Origin of the sequence: Duganella fentianensis (genome assembly GCF_964031615.1) — a bacterium.
Classification (GTDB): Bacteria; Pseudomonadota; Gammaproteobacteria; order Burkholderiales; family Burkholderiaceae_D; genus Rugamonas; species Rugamonas fentianensis_A.
Genome location: NZ_CAXIQN010000008.1, coordinates 85,821 through 105,048, shown reverse-complemented (window position 1 = coordinate 105,048; position 19,228 = coordinate 85,821). Strand labels below are relative to the sequence as shown.

Here is a 19,228-nt window from a genome sequence, read left to right as displayed (position 1 = left end):
GCCCTGTCCGGTCGGGAACTACAGGTTCAAAGCAGGCTTAGAACTTGTAGCGTACGCCGACCATGTAGCGTGCACCTTGTTGCGTCACGCCTTCCAGCTGTTGCTGGGTACGGCTGTGGGTGCGGGTGATGCTGTTGGTCAGGTTGATGCCTTCAAACTGGAGGCTGAGCTTCTCGTTGAAGGCGTAACCGACACTCAGGTCCACCTGGCCGTATGGCTCGACGTATTGCGGGTTAGGACCGGAACCGTCGAAGGTCGAGGACAGGAATTCGCCGCGCCAGTTGTAGGCCAGACGCACGTTGAATTTCTTGTCTTCGTAGATACCCACCACGTTGGCCGAATTCGACAGACCCACCAGTGCGAACTGTTCGCCTACCGAAGCATTGTTGTACTTCAGGCCCGAGTGTACATAGGTGTAGTTGGTCGAAACGCCGAAGCCGCTGTTGCCGAACATGTGCTGCAGATTCACTTCCAGACCGTTCAGGCTAGCAGCCTTCTGGTTGGAGAAGGAAGTGATCTGGAAGTTCGCCACCGGATCGCTAGGCTGGCCGGTGATGGTGCCGGTAGCGTTCTTGGTGATCGGATCATCCGCACCGCGTACTACGCCGGGCTGGCCGGCGAAGTTACGGAAGATGTAGTTACGGATACAGGTGGTATCGGCCGTGGCGCAACCGTTAGCCAGCGCAGCATTCCAGTACTTGCCGCCCACCGGAGTGTGCAGGTTGAACGGGGTGGCGTTGACCATCGACTGGCCTGCGTAGTTTTCCAGATTCTTGCGGAAGTAGCCCATCGAGAAGAAGTTCTGCTGACCGTAGTACCACTCGTAGGACAGGTCCAGATTCTTCGACTTGACCGGTTTCAGCGCAGGGTTACCCGCATTGCCGGTACCGCCGTTAGCACGGGCCAGCGAATTTAAGGTGGTGCCGCCCTGGATCTGATCCCAGCGCGGACGGCCGATGGTTTCGCCCATGCTGAAGCGTACCTTCTGATCCTTGGTCAGTTCGATGTCGGAATCGAAGCTAGGCAGCAGGTGGTGATACTTGCCGGTCAGGGTAGTGAAGGTCGGATCGCCGAAGGTGATCGGGAATTCGTTCTGCGATACCCAGGTAATCGCGGTGGCAGCCGGTACCAGTGCGGTCGAGACCACGTCGGTGGTTTCGTAGCGTACGCCCACTGCAGTACGGATCGGGAACTTGGTATCCCAGTCGGTGTTGAACTGCAGATAGCCACTGTTGGACTTCTCTTCGGTACGGGCGTCGTTGTCGAAGGTGGTCTTCGGCAGGTACAGCGCTGGCAGGCCGGAAGCGGTAGCAGCCAGTTGACGTACCTGAGCGAAGTTGAAGGTGTAGAACTGGTTGAACAGGTTAGGGCTGCCGCTACCATCGATCTTGTCGAAGTACTGGCGTACCGATTCCGGATGCCATACGCTGCTTGGATAGTCGGATGGCTTGGTAGCACCGCCCCAGGTGTCGCGCTGCTGGTTGGAGAAGGCAGAACGGTTGGAGACTTTGGTGGCGCCGGCGCCGAATTTCAGCTCCGAAGCTTCCAGCACTTTCCACTGGCCTTTGACCTGAGTCTGATCGACGATGCCCTTCATGTACTGGTTGGTGAAGACCGAACCGGTGACCTGCTGGCCGTACTTGGTGAAGTCGGCACCTTCGATGCTCAGCACAGGGAAGTCGTGGCTGAAGTCCACCGTGGTGTTGCCGCGGCTGAAGCTGGCCGAACCCAGCGTGTTGCTGGAGCCGAACGGGCTATCGGCGCCCGATTCTGCCGTCGAGTGGTGGGTATCGAGTTCCAGACGCAGGGTGTTGGTCGGTTTCCAAACCGCGTTGAAGCCCAGCGATTTGTTTTTGGTTTTGGTGGCAAAGTCAGCCGCACCCATGGCGATGTCGCTATTGGCCACGAACTCTTTGTACATCAGCGGGCTGGAGACGGGACCTTTGGTCCACGAGCTGGCCGAGTCGCCGAAGTTGAACCAGGCCGAGACGTCGTTACGCTTGGTCTGGATCTTGTTTTCCGAGTAGGTATAGTCGAGCGTGGTGACCAGCGTATCGACCGGCTTGTATTGCAGGGTCAGCTGGGCGTTGGTGCGCTGACGCTTGACGCCGTTGAAGTTGTAGTTCAGATTCTGCGGCACCGAGTACAGGTCGGTAGGACCGGGGCGGTTGGTGATGTTGGCCGCACCGGGCGTGCCCGGCTGGGCGATGGTGCCCCAGTTGTTTTCGTCGCCACGGAAAGGACCGCGCCAGCCGTTCGATACGGCGGCCGTGTTGTAGCCCAGATTACGTTCCTGATAGCTACCGGTCAGTGCCACACCGAACTTGCCGTCGGCCGTGGTGTTGGAATAGATGCCCGAGACTTCAGGGGTGGTGCTGCGCTTGGCTTTGATATCGCCCGGCAGATTGCCGTTGGTGCTGTCGTACACACCTTTGGCGCCGATGCTGGCGTGCAGGCCCGGACGCTCGAACGGACGTGCCGTCATCACGTTGACAGTAGCGCCGATACCGCCGGTAGGCGAATCGGCACGGCCGGTTTTGTACACTTGCAGCTGGGCGATGGCTTCCGATGCCAGATTGGCGAAGTCGTAGGCGCGGCCGTTCAGGTCACCCAGATTCGAGGTCGGCATCTGGCGGCCGTTCAGCAGCACCAGATTGAAGTCGGGGCCTACGCCGCGCACGGTGATTTTCGAACCTTCACCGATCGAACGGTCGATCGAGACGCCGGAGATACGCTGCAGCGATTCGGCCAGATTGGTGTCGGGGAATTTACCGATGTCTTCGGCCACGATGCCGTCGACGATACCGTCCGAGTTACGCTTCAGGTTCATCGACGATTGCAGACTCTGGCGCAAGCCAGTAACGACCACGCTCTGTGGCTCGTCGGCCGCTCTCACGGCATCCTGCGCGAAAGCCGGAACGGCGCCCGCGCAAGCGCTGGCCACCGCCAGCGTCATTAATTTCAGTCGTGCCTTTGGATAATGCATGTTATCTCCTGTGTTTTTATGAACAGCTCGCTTCCCACTTCCCCGAACGGCACTGGAAACCTTTCCATTCTCTGCCGTCGAATAGTATGATTGACGTACTTTTTTGTCAATCGCCGTGCCGCCAACTAGGCCTTACAGCCCGGACTAGCGGGGGTTTTGCTCCGGTTGTGTTGTAAAAAAATCGCTTAGGGCTGGTACACCCGCACGTACTCCACTTCCATCTGCTGCGGCAGGGCAGTGTCATCGACCTTGCCCCCCAAGTCGCCGCCGATGGCCAGATTCAGCAGCAGATATTGCGGGTTGCTGAACGGCCATTTCCGGTAATCCCCGTCATTGGGGTTAATCAGTTGTATGTAATTGCGGTTGTCCACGCCGATCACCACGCGCTCGGCATTCCACGTCAGCTGGTAGTTGTGAAAGGCGCTGCAGGTGTCGGCCACGGTGGTGCTGGTGGTGTTGGGCGTACCGGCTGGCCAGTTCTGTGCCGCCGTGTAGATGCTGCCCAGTATCTGGCCGGGTTTCTGGCCCACGTGTTCCATGATGTCGATCTCGCCATCGTCGGGCCAGCGGCCCTTGCTGCCCAGCATCCAGATGGCGGGCCAGGTGCCAACGCCGCACGGCAGCTTGGCGCGCACTTCGATGTAGCCGTAGGTCCAGCTGGCCAGACCGCGGGTAATCAGGCGCGCCGAGCTGTATTGCTGGCCGCCGTAGTCGGCCATGGTGCTCAGGGCTTCCTTGCGTGCTGCGATGATCAGCTTGCCGTTTTCGACCCGGCTGTTTTCCCGCCGGCCGGCGGCGTAATACTGCAGTTCGTGGTTGAACCAGCCGTTGCGGTTGAACTCGGTGTCGTAAGCCCATTTCGTTGCATCGGGCAGACCATCCTTGTCGAATTCGTCGGCCCAGACCAGTTTCCAGCCGTCCGGCTTGCCACCTGCTGGCAGGGCGGACGATGGCGGGGCAGGAGGGGCGGGCGGCGTGACGACGGGCACCGTGGCGGCTACGCCGGCAGCGTTACCGCCACCACCGCAGGCACATAGCGCTACCAGAGCTGTCATCGTCGCTAGCCGTTTCATGTCTCCGCTTTCTGATATTCTTTCGGTGATTTGGAAAGGTTTCCAATCGATGTGGCAAATATAGCACCGAAAGAATTTCAAAGTCAATTTGCAACGCCGCAAAGCTGGCCCGCTTAGGCGTTGACAGGCTAAATTAAGGCGTGCAACATGTGGGAACGTTTCCAAAATGAGACACTTGGCGATCCGGCGATGCGTAAATTTTTCTTTTTCCTGTTGTGCGGCCTGCTGACAGGCAGCGCCATGGCACAGCTGCCACCTGCGGCCACGGCATGGCTCCATGGCGCCCGCGTGGCCGTCAGTCTGGGTTATGACGATACGCTGGACTCCCAGCTCGATGTGGCGTTGCCGGCGCTGCAGCGGCACGGCCTGAAAGCCAGTTTCTATCTGCAGCTATCCAGTCCCGTGCTGCAGGGGCGGCTGGCGGAGTGGCGTCAGGCCGCGCGGCAGGGGCATGAACTGGGCAACCACAGCCTGTTTCACCAGTGTGCCGGCAGCCTGCCCGGCCATCAGTGGGTGAGTGCGGCGCGCGATCTGGATAGCACGATGGCGGCGCAGATGGCCGATCAGGTGCTGCTGGGGAATGCCATGCTGCACGCCATCGATGGCGAAAGCGAGCGCAGCTATACCGTGCCGTGCGGTGACCACATGGCACGTGACGGCGATTATCTGGCCCGCATTGCGCCCGCCTTTGTCGGCATGAAAGTGGGCGGCGGCAGCGGCGTGACGGCGCGCGCAGCACTGCAGCGGCGTGCCGTGGCCGTACATGCACCCGTCGGCCTGAACGGCAGCGAACTGATCGCGCTGGTGCGTGCTGCTGCCGCGCAGGGCGATATGGTCAACCTGACTTTCCATGGCGTGGGCGGCGACTACCTGAGCACGTCGGCGGCTGCGCACGAAGAACTGCTGGCCTATCTGGCCAGTCACCGCGACGAATACTGGACCGATACTTTCCGCAACATCATGCGCTACGTGCGCGCACAGGAGGATGCAGATGGCCACCATTAAGGATGTGGCAAAGCTGGCCGGCGTGGGACTGGGCACGGCCTCGCGCGTGGTCAGCGGCAAAGGCTCGGTGTCGCCGGCCACGCTGGCACGGGTGCGCGCCGCCATCGAAGAACTGGGCTTCCGGCCTTCCCATGCCGCGCGTACGCTGCTGTCCGGCTCCAGCCAGATGATAGGGGTGTATATCCCCGTGCTGAGCGGCACGTTCTATACGCCGATCTTGCAGATCATCGATAACGAATTGCGCGCAGCGGGGCTGCACATGGTGGTGGCCTTCGGTGCCGGTCTGGGCGATGCGCGCCAGCAGGCAGTGGAAGGCATCAGCTTTCTGGTCGAACGGGGGTGCGATGGCCTGATCCTGATGACCAATCTGCTGCAGGAGGAAGATGTGGCGGCACTGGAAACCATGCACAAGCGCATGGTGGTGCTCAACCATAGTTTCGCCAGCATCGCCAGCCAGTGCTTCACGGTCGACCATGCGCAGGGCGGGGCGCTGGCGGCCCGTACCCTGCTCGATCTCGGCCATCGCGAGATCGCCATCGTGGCCGGTCCCTCGCGCCTGCCCGATAGCGTGCAGCGGGTGCAGGCTTTCTGCGCCACGCTGGCCGAAGCGGGCATCGACACGGCCAGCCTGTGGCAGACCGAACGCGATTTTTCACCGGCCGGCGGCTGGTCGGCCGCGCGTGAACTGGTGGCGTCCGGCCACGTTTGCACGGCACTGTTCTGCGCCAATGATGAAATGGCGGTGGGCGCGTTATCGTATTTTCAGGAAGCGGGTATCCGCGTGCCACAGCAACTCTCGGTGCTCGGTTACGACGATACGCCTAGCGCGGAGTTTTCCGCGCCGCGCCTGAGTACGGTGCACATGCCATGGCGCGAAATGACGCAGAACGGACTCAATGCGCTGCTTAACAGTTGCTACGATTTGCAGCGTCCCGTGACACGCGACTACCCGGTCAGCATGACCTTGCGCGCCTCGCTGGCAGCACGCTGAAGTACCGTATAGACCGCTTACATACCAGTGCTTTTAGGACTTATTTCATCACTAAAAAACGTGTGAAATTTGTACGGGAAATACTTACTCTAGTTGTTTATTTGCCGCATGTTCAACAGATTCCGGACTGCGTATGCGAGAAACGATAGACGTGTGGAAACCATGTCTATACATTCAGCTCTAGCCACTCACAAAGTTGGCATTGCCGCAGGCGCATATAACCACAAATCCGGAAGAGTCTAGACATGAAAAAAAATTTCCCATTCGCAGCGTTGCTGTTGTCGGCCAGTCCCTATGTGTTAGCCCAAGCCACTGCTGTGGCACAAACTGCGGCAGTGCAACCGGCGGCTGATGCCACGCCGGACGATATCCAGAAGGTGGTGATTGTCTCGACCGGTAGCCGTGGCGCGCAGCGCACCATGGTCGATACGCCAGTACCGATCGACATCATCGGTGCCCGTGATCTGAGTAAGACCGGCCAGGCCACGCTGGATAAATCGCTGCAGTTCCGCGTGCCCTCGTTTAACACCGTGCAGACCCCGGTCAATGATGCCACCTCGCTGCTCGACCCTTACGAAATCCGTAACATGGGGCCTAGCCGTGTGCTGATTCTGATTAACGGCAAGCGCAAAAATTCCAGCTCGCTGATCTACACCCAGACTTCGCCCGGTCGTGGCGAAAGCGGTGCCGATATTTCGGCGATTCCACCGGATGCCATCAAGCGTATCGAAGTGCTGCGTGACGGTGCATCGGCCCAGTACGGTTCCGACGCGATTGCCGGCGTGGTCAACATCATTCTGAAGGATAGCGCCCAGGGCGGTTCCGTCACGGCCCGCACCGGCATCACCCACGAGAGCGATGGCAAGATGGGCGGTCTGAGCCTGAATCAGGGCTTGCCGCTCGGCGGCGATCGTGGCTTCCTCAACTACACGCTGGATGTTTCGAAAATCAATCTGTCAAATCGCCCCGGTGTGGTCAATGCCAAAGGTGAAGCGGGTGACTTCGGCGCCGATCTGAATACTCAGGTACTGCCTTTCCTGGCCACCCATCCGGACGCCGGCAACATCAACGGCTCGCCCGCCACACGCGCCATGAAGGCGGAAGTCAATACCAGCTATGACCTCAGCGACACCACCAAGCTGTATGGTAACGCCGCCTACGTCAATAAGCGCATCAACTCCTTCGCTAACTACCGTACCCCGTACTGGCGCCCGACCGACTACGGCCTGCTGCATGCGAGCGGCACACCCTATGTCGGCTATGTGCCAACCTTCATCGGTACGCTGGACGACTACAACGCCACTGGCGGCACCAAGTTCATGCTGGGCGACTGGAATGCCGATGTCAGCCTGACCTACGGCGGTAACAAGCAGAACTACGAAGTGATCAACTCGGTCAACCGCGGCATGCAGGAAGACTATCTGGCGAAGAAGATCAGCACGCCATCGCCAACCCGCTTCGATGCCGGTGGCGTACAGTTCAGCCACTGGGTACTGAATGGCGATGTATCGCAGCAGATGAGCAAGGATGTCAGTGTCTACGCCGGTACCGAGCTGCGTCATGAAAACTATGAAACCCTCGCCGGTGATGTCGGCTCGACCTATGGCAGCGGGGCCGATTCCTACGCCGGCAACTCGGTGCAGAATTCCTTCCCTTCGTCGCGCTCCAACTACGGCGCATATGCCGGTGCCACCTGGGATATCAGCCCTGCCTTCCTGGTCGATGCCACCGGTCGCTACGAAAAGTACACCGACTTCGGTAGCGCCTTCGTGTGGAAGACTTCGACCCGTTATAAAGTTAGCGATGAGCTGACCCTGCGTGCGTCGGCATCGACCGGCTTCCGCGCACCGTCGCTGGCGCAGATCTACACCCAGAAAGCCCAGTACTCGTTCGTGGCTGGTGGCGGTATTCAGGTGTCCGGTCTGGTCAACAACGTTTCGTCGGCAGCGGCGGCACTGCAAGTGCCTAAGCTGAAAGCGGAAAAATCGAACAACATCACGCTGGGTCTGGGCTTCAAGCCCGATAGCAACACCAGCATCACGCTGGACTACTACAACATCAAGGTCAAAGACCGCATCGTGCTGAGCACGGAGATCACGCCGACCGGTGTGGCCACCAATCCGCTCGACGTGCAACTGGGCAAAGCCGGCATCGTTTCCGCCAGCTTCTTCGTGAATGCCCTGACCAGCCGCACCGAAGGTATCGACTACGTGGCATCGCGTAAGAACATTCCTTTGGCTGACGGTAAGCTGACCCTGAACCTGTCCGGTAACTACTCGCTGAAAAACGAGCGTGAAGGCGCGGTCAACAACCCTGCACTGATCGCTTCGGCCGGCCAGTCGGTATTGAACGCTACCACGGAAGCGCTGATGTTCACTTCGCGTCCGAAGTTCAAGACCATTCTGGGCGCGGACTGGGACTACAAGGCGTTCAACTTCTCGCTGAACAACACCGTGTTCGGTCCTACCCACTTCCGCAATGCCGGTATGGATAACAATCTGGAAGTGGCGTTCAAGACCAAGACCGTGACCGACTTTGCGCTGAACTATGCGCTGACCCAGAACACCACGCTGTCGTTCAACGTCAACAATATGTTCAACGTCACGCCTAGCTGGCACTTCAATGCCCGCAATGCGCAAGGTCAGGCTCTGCTCGACAGCAAAGCCATCGATCCGGCCTATGGCCTGACGCCGGTAGAAGTGCAGCGCAATCTGGTGACCTTCAATGGCCGCTACTCGATGGTGACCTACGATGGCTCGCAGTTCAGCCAGCTGGGCCGTACCTTTGCCGCGTCGCTGAACTACCGCTTCTAAGCGTTCGCTATAATGAGAGCCGCCGGCTGGTAGCAGCCGGCGGTTTTTTTTATGGAGTGGTGCGATGGTTTCCCTACAAGATCAATTGCTGAAAGCCGGACTGGTCAACAAGACCAAGGTCAAACTGGCCAATCAGGACAAGAGCAAGCAGCAGAAAGAACAGCGCCGCAGCGGCGTGCAGAGCGTGGACGAAGGCAAGCTGGCAGCGCAGGAAGCCCAGCGGCAGCAGGCCGAACGGGCCCGTGCCCTGAATGCCGAGCGCGATGCAGCGGCCCGGCAGAAAGCCATCCATGCCCAGATCGTGCAGATGGTGCAGCAGAACCGCCAGCCGCTAGGCAAGGGCGATATCGCCTATAACTATACCTTCCAGAACAAGATCGAAAGGCTGTATGTATCGGCCGAGGTGCAGGGCCACCTGATCGCGGGCCGGCTGGTGATCGTGGTGCTCGATGGCGGGACCGAACTGGTGCCGCGCGTGATCGCCGACAAGATCGCCGAACGCGATGCGGGGCTGGTGGTGCGCGTCAAGCAGAGCAGCAAGGAAGTCGATGAGGACGATCCGTATGCGGCCTTCCAGATTCCCGACGATCTGATGTGGTAAAGCCCTTACGGCGCCGGTAGCGGCGCCGGCCGGCCCAGATGATAGCCCTGCAGTTCGTCCACCCCCATGCGGCACAGGATGCTGCTCTGCTGGGCTGTCTCGACGCCTTCGGCCACCACGCGCAGGCCGTATTTACGGGCAATCAGTAACGCCGCCTCGATCACCGTCTGCGACTTCTCATCCATATCGATGACGAAGCTCCGGTCGATCTTGAGCGCGTCGAATGGCAGCTGGCGCAGGCGCGATAGCGAGGAATAGCCGGTACCGAAATCGTCCAGATGGATTTCCACCCCCAGCCCATGCAGCGCGCTCAGGGTGGCGCTGGCGCGGTCCATATTGCGCTCGTCCAGTACGCTTTCCGTGACTTCGATGATCAGGCGCTGCGGCGCCAGTCCGCTGGCTAGCAGGGAAGCACGTACCAGTTCGCAGTAATCCGCTTCGACTAGCTGGCGGATCGAGGTGTTGATGGCGATGCGGGGCGGTTGCTGCTGGCCGGGCAGCACGGGCCAGCTAGCCGCCTGACGGCAAGCCTGTTCCAGTACCCAGCGGCCTATGGTCTGAATGGCGTTCGAGGTTTCTGCCAGTGGAATGAACTCATCCGGTCCGATGCTGCCATATTCGGCGTGCTGCCAGCGTAGCAGTGCTTCGTAGCTGGCGATGTGCCGGGTGTCGGCGCTGTAGATGGGCTGGTAGAGCAGGTGCAGGCTGCCATCCTGATGGGCCTGCGCCAGTGCCAGCGCCAGTTTCAGACGGCGCCGCTGCAGCGTGTAGGAGGCATCGGAATAGAAGGAGATCTGGCCGCGGCCGTTTTTCTTGGCCTCGCTGGTGGCAATGTCGGCACAGGTCAGGGCTTCCTGCATCTGCGGCAGCGTGGCCGTGATGCTTTCGAAAATGCCTATGCTCAGACCCAGATGCACCTGATGGGGGCCGATGCGGTAACTGGCCGAAAGTGCATCGTGCAGCTGGCGGTAGTGGGCTTTGCCGTCATCCTGCTGATCCACCGGGCGCAGCAGGCAGACCACGAATTCGTCGCCACCCCAGCGGCACACGGGATGGTCGCTGGCGCCGATGTAGTGGGCCAGCTTGGCCACTTCGTGGCTGAGGCGCTGGGAAAACGCCTGCAGCAACTGGTCGCCATGCTCGTGCCCCATGCCTTCGTTGATATCTTTGAAGTGATCCAGATCGATGAAAATCAGGGTCTGCTGGCGCTCGCCCGTGCCGCTGGCATAGCTGTGGGACAGGAAGCCACGCCGGTTCAGCAGGCTGGTGAGGGGATCGTGGTTGGCGAGGAATTCCAGTGCCTGGGTACGTTCCTGGATGCGCTGTTCGAGGTGGGCGTTGACGTCGGAAATATGGCGGTTCTTTTCCGATAGCTGGCGGATCAGGGCTTCCTTGTCATCCGTCAGGCTGAGCGTATTGGATAGCAGGCTGAAGTTGTTGGCATGGCTGTTGAACATGATGAAGGCGAAGATCACGCCCAGCACGGCCAGGATGGCCAGCTGGTCGTCGCCGCTGTACCACATGGCCAGACAGGTCGGCAGCAGCAGGGCGGCGATATACAGCTTGCCGACGATGCGCATGCTGGCCAGCGTACCGGTGGCGCCGCCCGCCAGTGCGGAAATGATGATCATTACGGAGAACTTTTCGTTGGCGCTGTAGTGGGGCAGGCCGATCACGGCATTGAGTGACCACATCAGCGCAGAGCTGACCAGACCCGTGGCCAGCAGAATCCGCTGCCAGCGCGGTACGCTGCGCTGGGGATGCTGCTGCAGGTCGCGCAGGCAGTAGCGCTCCAGTGCATAGCGCAGCACGCATAGCAGCAAGGCGGCGCCGACCCAGCTAGTCTGCCACGCGACCGAGCGGCGATCGATGATAAAGCCGAGGCCGATAATGGCCGCGGCATTGACCACGATGCCCTGAGTGTGATTGGTCAGATTTTCGCGCCAGAGTTTTAAGCTGTAAGGCAAATTCTGCTCCCTGTAGGCTAGCCATACCGGCATTCTGCGGCAGTCTGGCGACAGAAAAGCGGGGGCTTGATGCTGCGCCGTGGCCACCTTTGCGGCGGTGCGCAGCTTGCTGGAGCGACAGGGATGAGGTCGCCTGTGGAAATCTTAGCACACATTGTTTGTGACTGGATGTTGCAATTGCTGCTTGGAAACTACACACATTCTCACTATAATTATGATAGTTGAAAGCAGCTTCCGCCCCCACCCCCGCCGTGCTGCCGGCTGACCGTTAAATCAGGTGCCCGTACTCGCCGGTACCGCTGTCAGCTCCGCTTATTGTGTGCTCTGCCAACCCGGACCTTTGCTGTCCGGCTACTGGCGCTATCGCTATGTCTACATTGGGAGTTGTTATGTTGAGTCGGTTTACTATCCGCCAGCGCTTGATCGCCGTCATGGTGTTGCTGGGCTTGCTGATCGTGTTGCTGGGGGGGATGGGGGTAGCAGGGCTACATTCAGTCAATAGTGATCTGCGCGAGGTCAATACCAACGCATTGCCATCGGCGCTGAACATCGACAAGTCGCAAATGACAATGTTGCGTGCCCGCCTGTCGCTGGATCGTGTCGTCATGCACCCTGAAGCGGCTGATGCTGCCAAGATGCTGCTGCGGGCCGAGGATTATCTGAAGCAGTCCGATGCGGCGTGGGCCGAGTATCTGGCCCTGCCTGCCAACGCGGAAGAACAGGCACTCGCTGCCGAAATGACGCGGCGCCGTCAGGCCTTCCTGAACGAGGCAGTGCAGCCCTTGCTGAATGCATTGCGGGCCGGCGACAAGGACAAGGCCGATTATCTGGTGATGCAGGTGATGGCTGGAGCGTTTGTCAAACTGCAGGAGAGTGCCACCGCGCTGACGGATTTCCAGGAGCGTAGTAGTCAGCAGAATTTTCTCGCCAGCCAGAAGAACTTCAGCACCCAGCTATGGCTGACGGGCGGTATCGGCGTGCTGGTGCTGCTGATGATGGTGGCGGGTACGCTCTCGCTGCTGCATTCCATTCTGGGGCCGGTGCAAAGCCTGATGCAGCACTTCCGCCAGATTGCGGCCGGTGATCTGTCGGCCCGCATCGACGTCGCAGGGCAGGATGAAATGAGCCAGCTGCTGCACGGGCTGCAGGATATGCAGGAGAAGCTGGCCGGCACGGTGCGCGAAGTGCGCGATGGTGCCGGCGCCATTTCGGTGGCATCGAGCGAAATCGCGGCCGGCAATCTGGATCTGTCGCGTCGCACGGAAAATCAGGCGGCCAATATCGAAGAAACTGCGTCGTCGCTGGAGGAGCTGACGGCCACTGTCAAACACAATGCGGAAAACGCTTTGCAGTCCAGCCAGCTGGCGCATGAAGCCGCTGCCGTGGCCGAGCGGGGCGGCCTGCTGGTGGGGCAGGTAGTCAGCACCATGGACGAGATCCGCTCGTCCTCGACCCGTATCGCCGATATCATCGGTGTGATCGATGGCATCGCCTTCCAGACCAATATTCTGGCCCTGAACGCGGCCGTCGAAGCGGCCCGCGCGGGCGAGCAGGGGCGCGGCTTTGCTGTGGTGGCGACGGAAGTACGTAGTCTGGCCCACCGTAGCGCCGACGCCGCCAAGGATATCAAAGCGCTGATCAGTGCATCGGTGCAGCGAGTGGATGCCGGTAGCGCGCTGGTGGGTGAAGCCGGTAGCACCATGGTGGAAATCGTGCGCAGCATCCAGCAGGTGGCCGTGAATATGCAAGAAATCAGTAGCGCCGGACGCGAACAGGAAGCCGGCATAGACCAGATCAACCATGCGGTGGGTGACCTCGATGCACTGACCCAGCAGAATGCCGCGCTGGTAGAGCAGGCTGCTGCCGCTTCGCAGTCGCTGCACGAACAGGCCGACCGCCTGTCCGCTGCCGTGGCGGCCTTCCGTCTGGATGCTGCCAGCGAACGGCTGGCGCCGCGTAGCCAGCCTAAGTCGCCAGCCCGCTCGGGCCGCATGCTGATAGCGGCCTGACGGCCGGCGCGGCGGTGGTTGAGCCGTCGCACTTAATCGAAATATAATGGGGGCCGATTCCATCCCGACTCCCCTATGACTTCCTTGCCTGTGCGCCGCATCGCGGTGCTGATCCCCTGCTATAACGAAGCGGCCACTATTGCGGCCACGGTGCAGGCTTTCCGTGCCAGTCTGCCGCAGGCACAGGTATATGTGTTCGATAACAATTCACGCGATGATACGGCGGCCATTGCCCGTGCTGCCGGTGCGCTGGTGCGCCACGTCTCCGAGCAGGGCAAGGGCAGTGTGGTGCGGCGCATGTTTGCCGACGTCGAGGCCGATGCCTATGTGATGGTCGATGGCGATCATACCTATGATGCGCAGGTGGCGCCGCAACTGGTGCAGCGCCTGCTCGATGAAGGGCTGGATATGCTGGTGGGCAGCCGCGTCAGCGAGGAGCAGGCGGCCTACCGCTTTGGCCACCGCTTCGGCAATGCGCTGCTGACAGGCGTGGTGACGGCCCTGTTCGGGCGCAGCTTTACCGATATCCTGTCCGGCTACCGGGTGTTCTCGCGCCGCTATGTGAAGTCGTTTGCGGCCCATTCCACCGGCTTTGAGATCGAAACGGAGCTGACCGTGCACGCGCTGGAACTGCGCATGCCGGTGGCCGAAGTCGCCACCCGTTATGGCGCCCGGCCGGAAGGCTCGGTCAGCAAGCTCAATACCTACCGCGACGGCTGGCGCATCCTCGGCACCATTGCCCGTCTGTTCAAATCGGAGAAGCCGCTGGCCTTCTATACGCTGGCAGCCAGCGCCTGTGCCTTGCTGTCGCTGGGACTGGCGTGGCCGCTGGTGCTGACTTATCTGCACACAGGGCTGGTACCGCGCCTGCCTACTGCCGTGCTGTGCTCGGCCATCATGCTGTTCGGCGTGATGCTGCTGGTGTGCGGCATCGTGCTCGATGCCGTGACCAAGGCGCGCATCGAGCAGAAGCGCTTTGCCTATCTGGCGGTGGCGCTGGCACCGCCGGCCCCGTCCCATGCGTAGCAGTCTGCAGCAACTGCTGCGCTTTGCCTTCAATGGCGTGCTGGGTTGCGCGGTCGATGTGGCGGTGCTGTATCTGGCCATGCTGGCCGGTAGCGGTTTCTATGCAGGGCGCGTGCTGTCCTTTCTGTCTGCCGTGTGGCTGACGTGGCGCCTGAACCGGCGCTATACCTTCGCTGCCAGTGGTAGTAGTGCATGGCAGGAGTGGTGGCGCTATCTGAGCGTAATGCTGGGCGGTGGTGCCGTCAACTACGCCGTCTCCAGTCTGATCGTGCATAGCCTGCCACCGCACTTCTGGCTGCCGGCGCTGGCCGTAGCGGTAGGCTCGCTGGCCGGCATGTCGGTGAATTTCATCGCCGCGCGCTATTTCGTCTTCACCCAGAATAAACAGGAGTAGTCTGTGCTGACACTGTTCCCGCGGCTGGAAGCGTGGTTCCTGCGCCGCAGCGCTAGCCTTAACCATCCGCGCGCACCTTTCTATGCGGCGCTGATCGTGCCGCTGCTGCTGGCCCTGCAAGCGCTGCTGCTGGGGCAGGATGATGGCTGGGATATGCGCAACTACCATCTGTACAACCCGTATGCGTTGCTGAATGGCCGGCTGGACATCGATTTTTCGCCAGCCGGTTTCCAGAGCTATTTCAATCCGCTGCTCGATCTGCCGTATTACCTGCTGACGCGCTATGCACCGGCACCGCTGGCCGGTTTCGTGTTCGGCTGGCTGCATGGATTGAACTTCATTCCCCTCTCGATGATCGCGCGCCAGTTGCTGCCGCAGCGGCAGCGCGTGGCCTTGCTGCTGGCGCTGGCCGGCTGTCTGGGCGCGGGCTTCCTGTCCGAGCTGGGCAACAGCATGGGCGATAATCTGACGGCGCTGCTGGTGCTGTCGGCACTGGCGCTGCTGCTGCGCCACGGCGTCACGGCCGGTGTGGGCATGCTGTTGCTGGCGGGTCTGCTGATGGGCGCAGCAGCGGGACTGAAGCTCACCAATATCAACTATGCGGTGGCACTGTGTCTGGCCTTGCTGGTCTGGCCGCAGGCGTTCTGGCGCCGCATCGGGCAGGCGTGGTGGTTCGGCCTCGGTGTGCTGGCTGGGCTGGCTGCTACGGCGGGCTACTGGTGGGCCACCATGTGGCGGCTGTATGGCAATCCCGTGTTCCCCCAGTTTAACGACATCTTCCGCAGCCCGCTGGCGGCACCGCTGGGCGTGCTCGATACGGATCATTTACCGCGTACGCTGGGCGAAGCACTGTTGTGGCCTTTTGTCTTCACGCGCGATATGGCACGTATCGCCGAAGTGCCGCTGCGCCAGCTGATCTGGCCGCTGCTGATGGTGCTGCTGGTGGCGTATGCCGTGTGCCTGCTGTCGCGCTACGCTCGCCATCGCAGCAACAGCAGTAGCGTCGCTAGTGTTAGCGCGGTGGCGGCGCACCATGCGGCATCCGAACTGGCAGGCCAGCCGCTGGCACCTGCCGCGCGGGTGCTGCTGGTATTTATGCTGCTGGCGTATGTCATCTGGCTCAAGCTGTTCAGCATCTACCGCTATCTGGTGCCGCTCGAACTACTGGCGCCGCTGCTGGTCTGGTTGCTGTGCCACGTCCTGATGGCGGCAGCACGTGCGCAGCGCGTGGCTGGCTGGGCGCTGGCGATCTGCGCACTCTACACGCTGCCGTTCGTCACGTGGGGGCATAGCGGCTGGACAGCCGAGGCCTTCCGCGCCGAAGCGCCGCAACTGGCCCAGCCGCAGGCCAGCGTGGTGTATATGGTGCGCACGCCGATGGCATGGCTGACCCGTTTCTTCCAGCCGGAAGTAGCTTTCATGGCGATCGGCAGCGGCTTTCCTGAATCGCCCGCCTATCTGCAGCGCCTGCAGGCGCAGGCAGCTGCCCGCACAGGCCAGCACTACGTGATGCTGCCGGCCGCCGTGAATATCCGCCAAAGTGGCGCCGAGCGCAAGCTGGCGCTGGCTCGTGCACTGGGCCTGACGGCCAGTGCGGCTGACTGCGCGCGGCTGGATGGCTGGCTGCGTAAAGTACGTTTTCAGGTCGAGGTGCAGGCGCTAACGGCGCTGGATGCCGCCGCGACGGGGCAGGCCTGCACGCTGGTGCTGCAAGCCCAGTACCGCACTGATCTGGCAGCGGAAGATGCGGCATTGCAGTCTGAGGTGCAGGGGCATCTGGCGCACTACGGACTGGCCTTGCAGCCGGCCGGCTGCCGTACCTATCCGGCCTATGTGGGAACGGAAGCCCACCCCTATCGCCTGTGTCCGGTGCAGCGCCTGCCTTGATCGTGGGTGGATCGCAGCGCCTATTTTTCTCGCATGGCATCTGAAAGCACGCTATAGTCTGGCTGGCAAAAGATGCCAATTTGGCAGTTCTTCTTTCTACCCCATCCTGTTCTGGAGGTGTGAGATGTTCTCGCTTCGCCCTTGCCTAGCCCTGATTTCTGCGTTGCTGTTCAGCTTGCCCGTTGCCGCCCAGCAGCCCAGTTATGGCGCGCCGATAGCGCTGGAGCAGGCCAAGAAAGCGGCCGCCGGTGCCATCGCGGAGGCGCGCAAACTCAAGCTCAACGTGGCGGTGGCGGTGGTCGATACCCATGGCACGCCCGTGTATCTGGAAGTGCTGGATGACACCATGACGGCCAGCCCCAACTTCGCCTTTCAGAAAGCCCGCACGGCAGCGATGATGCGCCGCCCTAGCAAGGCGCTGGAAGACGGCATTGCCGGCGGCCGCAATGCGCTACTCAGTCTGCCCGATCTGCTGATGATAGAAGGTGGTGAGCCGATACTGCTGAACGGCAAGCTGGTGGGGGCCATCGGCGTTTCCGGCGGCGCCAGCGCACAGGACGGACAGATCGCCCGCGCCGGTATCGAAGCTAGCCGCTAAGGCTTGCAAGTATTCAGAGTGGTAGCGTATTGCTTAGCCCGCCTTGTGCTGATTGTGTGGATGCGTCGCTGGATCGGTCGCAGGTCGATTGTATTGCTGTTGCAGGCCGCTCCAGAATTGTACGTGGGTGCCTAACCCTGCAGCGAGGCGGGCAGCGATTTCTGGCGAGACATCTGACTGGCCATCAATTAGACGCTGTAAGGTCTGTTGCTCTAGGCCTAGCTTAAGAGCTGCCTCGATGAGCGACATATTTCCCAGATACTCCCTAAGCACCTGACCGGGATGGGGCGGATTGTGCATGCGCTTCATAAGTCTGGTTTCTATCAGTGATAATCGAGGTAGTCCACGAGCTCAACATCCGTGCCTTGGAAACGGAAGACTAGCCGCCAGTGACCGCTGACGGTCAACGCCCAGTGACCAGCATATTTTCCCTTTAGCGGATGCAACTTCCATGCAGGTGCAGAAAGGTCTTCTGGTCCTCGAGCCTGATCGAGCGCTGCAAGTTGCAAGCGCAGCTTGGAAGCATGTGACGGCTGTATGCCTGCCCGACTACCCTGAAAGAAAAAGCGTCTCAGACCTTGGTGGCGAAAACTTCTGATCATGGTCAGTATAGGGTATCGCCTTATTGTGTGCCGACTGAATTTAGGCGTATGTGTGGGCTTGCATTGCAGCAGATTCTCCCTGACGTAGTAGCTCAGGTTTTGCGTTGAGGCAAATCTGAGCTTGTGTTGATGCAAGCGACTCTATTACTTGAACTGCGTCCAATTAAGCGGGTTCCTCCGGCCCGCCTTGACGGCGTTGTTCGACCAGTTCGTCCAATCGTAGGCGAGCGCGGTCGCGCACTTCTGCCAGTTCAGCGATGCGCTGGTCGAGTTCTGCGAGCTTGCCTTCATAGAGCCGGATCACATCGCCGCAGATCAGCTTGCGGGCGCGCAGGCCGGCATCGAGCATCGATGCGACGGGACGGATTTCTTCCAGATTGAAGCCATTGCGCAGCAGTACGCGAATGCGGGCCACGTGTTCGACTGCGCTGTCGTCGAACTGGCGGTAGCCATTGGCGCCGCGGCGCGATACCAGCAGGCCGTTATGTTCGTAATGGCGTATCAGGCGCACGCTGCATTGGCTACGTTCGGCCAGTTCTCCTATCAGCATAGGCGGGGTTCCTTGGGTATCAGTTAGTGGCTATGGTCCCGCTATTTTAACGATTCCAGCGGACGGGCTTCTATGACGGGATGCTCGGCGGTCGCACTATCCCACGTTGCCGACAGCACGCACCAGCGCTGGCCGTCATGTAGTAGCTGGAAACTGTTGATGCCGCGTGCTGCCACCGGACCATGCGCGGTACGACGGGTCTCGTAGGCACTCCACACATGGGCGATATGGCCGAAACGCTGCACTTGCTGGGCAATTTCCTGTTCATAGAAACCCTGTGCGGCAAACAGACGCTGATTGAGCGCGATAAATTGCGTCAGTGTCTGTGGTGCTGCCGAGAAGTTCTGCGGCTGGTGCTGGGTCGGCGTGATCAGGGCGCCGGGCGCATGCAGACGTTCCAGCCGGGCCCAGTCGTGCGGCTGATGAGCCGGGCCGGAAACGATGTCGTACAGGGTGCGGACCAGCGTTTCCGGCTGCGCGGCAGCGGGATCTGCCGGAGCGCTGCCGCAGGCTGGCTGGGTGGCACGGCTAGTGTCGGCGTGCGCCAGATCCGATAACAGGGTAAGCCAGCTGGCCAGCAGCAGCGCAGGCCAGTTGGCCTTGCTGGCGCTGGTCTGCTTGCGATGGCTTGCTAATGCGAGGTCAGACTGCGGTGGGTTGAGACGAGCTTGATGCATGGAGAACTCCCGATGATTATCAGGCCGGAATGACCTGACTGCGCGAGCA

The 19,228-nt window shown here is 60.8% G+C and carries 16 protein-coding genes; 9 read left to right on the top strand and 7 right to left on the bottom strand.

The window, feature by feature from the left end; translation table 11 throughout:
- Nucleotides 1-37: 37 nt before the first annotated feature.
- Nucleotides 38-2,986 (bottom strand): TonB-dependent receptor, encoded by a 2,949-nt coding sequence (locus tag ABNT42_RS05035; RefSeq protein ID WP_348694853.1) that lies wholly within the window; start codon nucleotides 2,984-2,986, stop codon nucleotides 38-40.
- A gap of 185 nt (nucleotides 2,987-3,171) precedes the next feature.
- Entirely contained in the window at nucleotides 3,172-4,041 is an 870-nt protein-coding gene (locus ABNT42_RS05030) for a glycoside hydrolase family 16 protein (RefSeq protein ID WP_348694850.1), read from the bottom strand.
- A gap of 207 nt (nucleotides 4,042-4,248) precedes the next feature.
- Here ABNT42_RS05030 and ABNT42_RS05025 point away from each other — a divergent pair, with 207 nt between their 5' ends.
- From ABNT42_RS05025 to ABNT42_RS05010, 4 genes are all read left to right on the top strand, one after another.
- Nucleotides 4,249-5,064 (top strand): polysaccharide deacetylase family protein, encoded by an 816-nt coding sequence (locus ABNT42_RS05025; RefSeq protein ID WP_348694848.1) that lies wholly within the window; start codon nucleotides 4,249-4,251, stop codon nucleotides 5,062-5,064.
- Nucleotides 5,051-6,055, top strand: coding sequence for a LacI family DNA-binding transcriptional regulator (locus ABNT42_RS05020; protein WP_348694845.1), 1,005 nt, complete (start codon nucleotides 5,051-5,053; stop codon nucleotides 6,053-6,055). The genes ABNT42_RS05025 and ABNT42_RS05020 overlap by 14 nt, the downstream gene beginning before the upstream one ends.
- Nucleotides 6,056-6,300: 245 nt before the next feature.
- The gene (locus ABNT42_RS05015) at nucleotides 6,301-8,868 is read left to right on the top strand and encodes a TonB-dependent receptor (RefSeq protein WP_348694843.1); all 2,568 of its coding nucleotides are present in this window, start codon (nucleotides 6,301-6,303) and stop codon (nucleotides 8,866-8,868) included.
- A 64-nt stretch (nucleotides 8,869-8,932) separates the two neighbouring features.
- The gene (locus ABNT42_RS05010) at nucleotides 8,933-9,469 is read left to right on the top strand and encodes a DUF2058 domain-containing protein (protein WP_348694840.1); all 537 of its coding nucleotides are present in this window, start codon (nucleotides 8,933-8,935) and stop codon (nucleotides 9,467-9,469) included.
- Nucleotides 9,470-9,474: 5 nt separating this feature from the next.
- On the opposite strand, the gene ABNT42_RS05005 is transcribed toward ABNT42_RS05010, so the two are convergent.
- Nucleotides 9,475-11,436: an EAL domain-containing protein gene (locus ABNT42_RS05005; RefSeq protein WP_348694837.1), complete on the bottom strand. Its 1,962-nt coding sequence runs from the start codon at nucleotides 11,434-11,436 to the stop codon at nucleotides 9,475-9,477.
- A gap of 389 nt (nucleotides 11,437-11,825) precedes the next feature.
- Here ABNT42_RS05005 and ABNT42_RS05000 point away from each other — a divergent pair, with 389 nt between their 5' ends.
- From ABNT42_RS05000 to ABNT42_RS04980, 5 genes are all read left to right on the top strand, one after another.
- A complete protein-coding gene (locus tag ABNT42_RS05000) occupies nucleotides 11,826-13,445 on the top strand; it encodes a methyl-accepting chemotaxis protein (RefSeq protein ID WP_348694835.1) in 1,620 nt (539 codons plus the stop codon).
- A gap of 75 nt (nucleotides 13,446-13,520) precedes the next feature.
- The gene (locus ABNT42_RS04995) at nucleotides 13,521-14,471 is read left to right on the top strand and encodes a glycosyltransferase family 2 protein (protein WP_348694832.1); all 951 of its coding nucleotides are present in this window, start codon (nucleotides 13,521-13,523) and stop codon (nucleotides 14,469-14,471) included.
- A complete protein-coding gene (locus ABNT42_RS04990; protein WP_348694829.1) occupies nucleotides 14,464-14,865 on the top strand; it encodes a GtrA family protein in 402 nt (133 codons plus the stop codon). The genes ABNT42_RS04995 and ABNT42_RS04990 overlap by 8 nt, the downstream gene beginning before the upstream one ends.
- A 3-nt stretch (nucleotides 14,866-14,868) precedes the next feature.
- Nucleotides 14,869-16,752 (top strand): hypothetical protein, encoded by a 1,884-nt coding sequence (locus ABNT42_RS04985; RefSeq protein WP_348694826.1) that lies wholly within the window; start codon nucleotides 14,869-14,871, stop codon nucleotides 16,750-16,752.
- Nucleotides 16,753-16,876: 124 nt separating this feature from the next.
- A complete protein-coding gene (locus ABNT42_RS04980; RefSeq protein ID WP_348694824.1) occupies nucleotides 16,877-17,350 on the top strand; it encodes a heme-binding protein in 474 nt (157 codons plus the stop codon).
- A gap of 33 nt (nucleotides 17,351-17,383) precedes the next feature.
- Here the strand turns inward: ABNT42_RS04980 and ABNT42_RS04975 are convergent, their stop codons facing one another.
- The 4 genes from ABNT42_RS04975 to ABNT42_RS04960 form a co-directional block, all read right to left on the bottom strand.
- Nucleotides 17,384-17,650: a HigA family addiction module antitoxin gene (locus ABNT42_RS04975; RefSeq protein ID WP_348695246.1), complete on the bottom strand. Its 267-nt coding sequence runs from the start codon at nucleotides 17,648-17,650 to the stop codon at nucleotides 17,384-17,386.
- A 23-nt stretch (nucleotides 17,651-17,673) separates the two neighbouring features.
- Nucleotides 17,674-17,952 carry a type II toxin-antitoxin system RelE/ParE family toxin gene (locus ABNT42_RS04970; protein WP_348695243.1) on the bottom strand — a complete coding sequence of 93 codons (279 nt, stop codon included), beginning with the start codon at nucleotides 17,950-17,952 and terminating at the stop codon, nucleotides 17,674-17,676.
- Between the two features lie 163 nt (nucleotides 17,953-18,115).
- A complete protein-coding gene (locus ABNT42_RS04965) occupies nucleotides 18,116-18,502 on the bottom strand; it encodes a MerR family transcriptional regulator (protein WP_348694821.1) in 387 nt (128 codons plus the stop codon).
- Between the two features lie 41 nt (nucleotides 18,503-18,543).
- On the bottom strand, nucleotides 18,544-19,179 hold the full coding sequence (locus ABNT42_RS04960) for a hypothetical protein (protein WP_348694818.1): 636 nt from the start codon (nucleotides 19,177-19,179) through the stop codon (nucleotides 18,544-18,546).
- Nucleotides 19,180-19,228 lie beyond the last annotated feature (49 nt).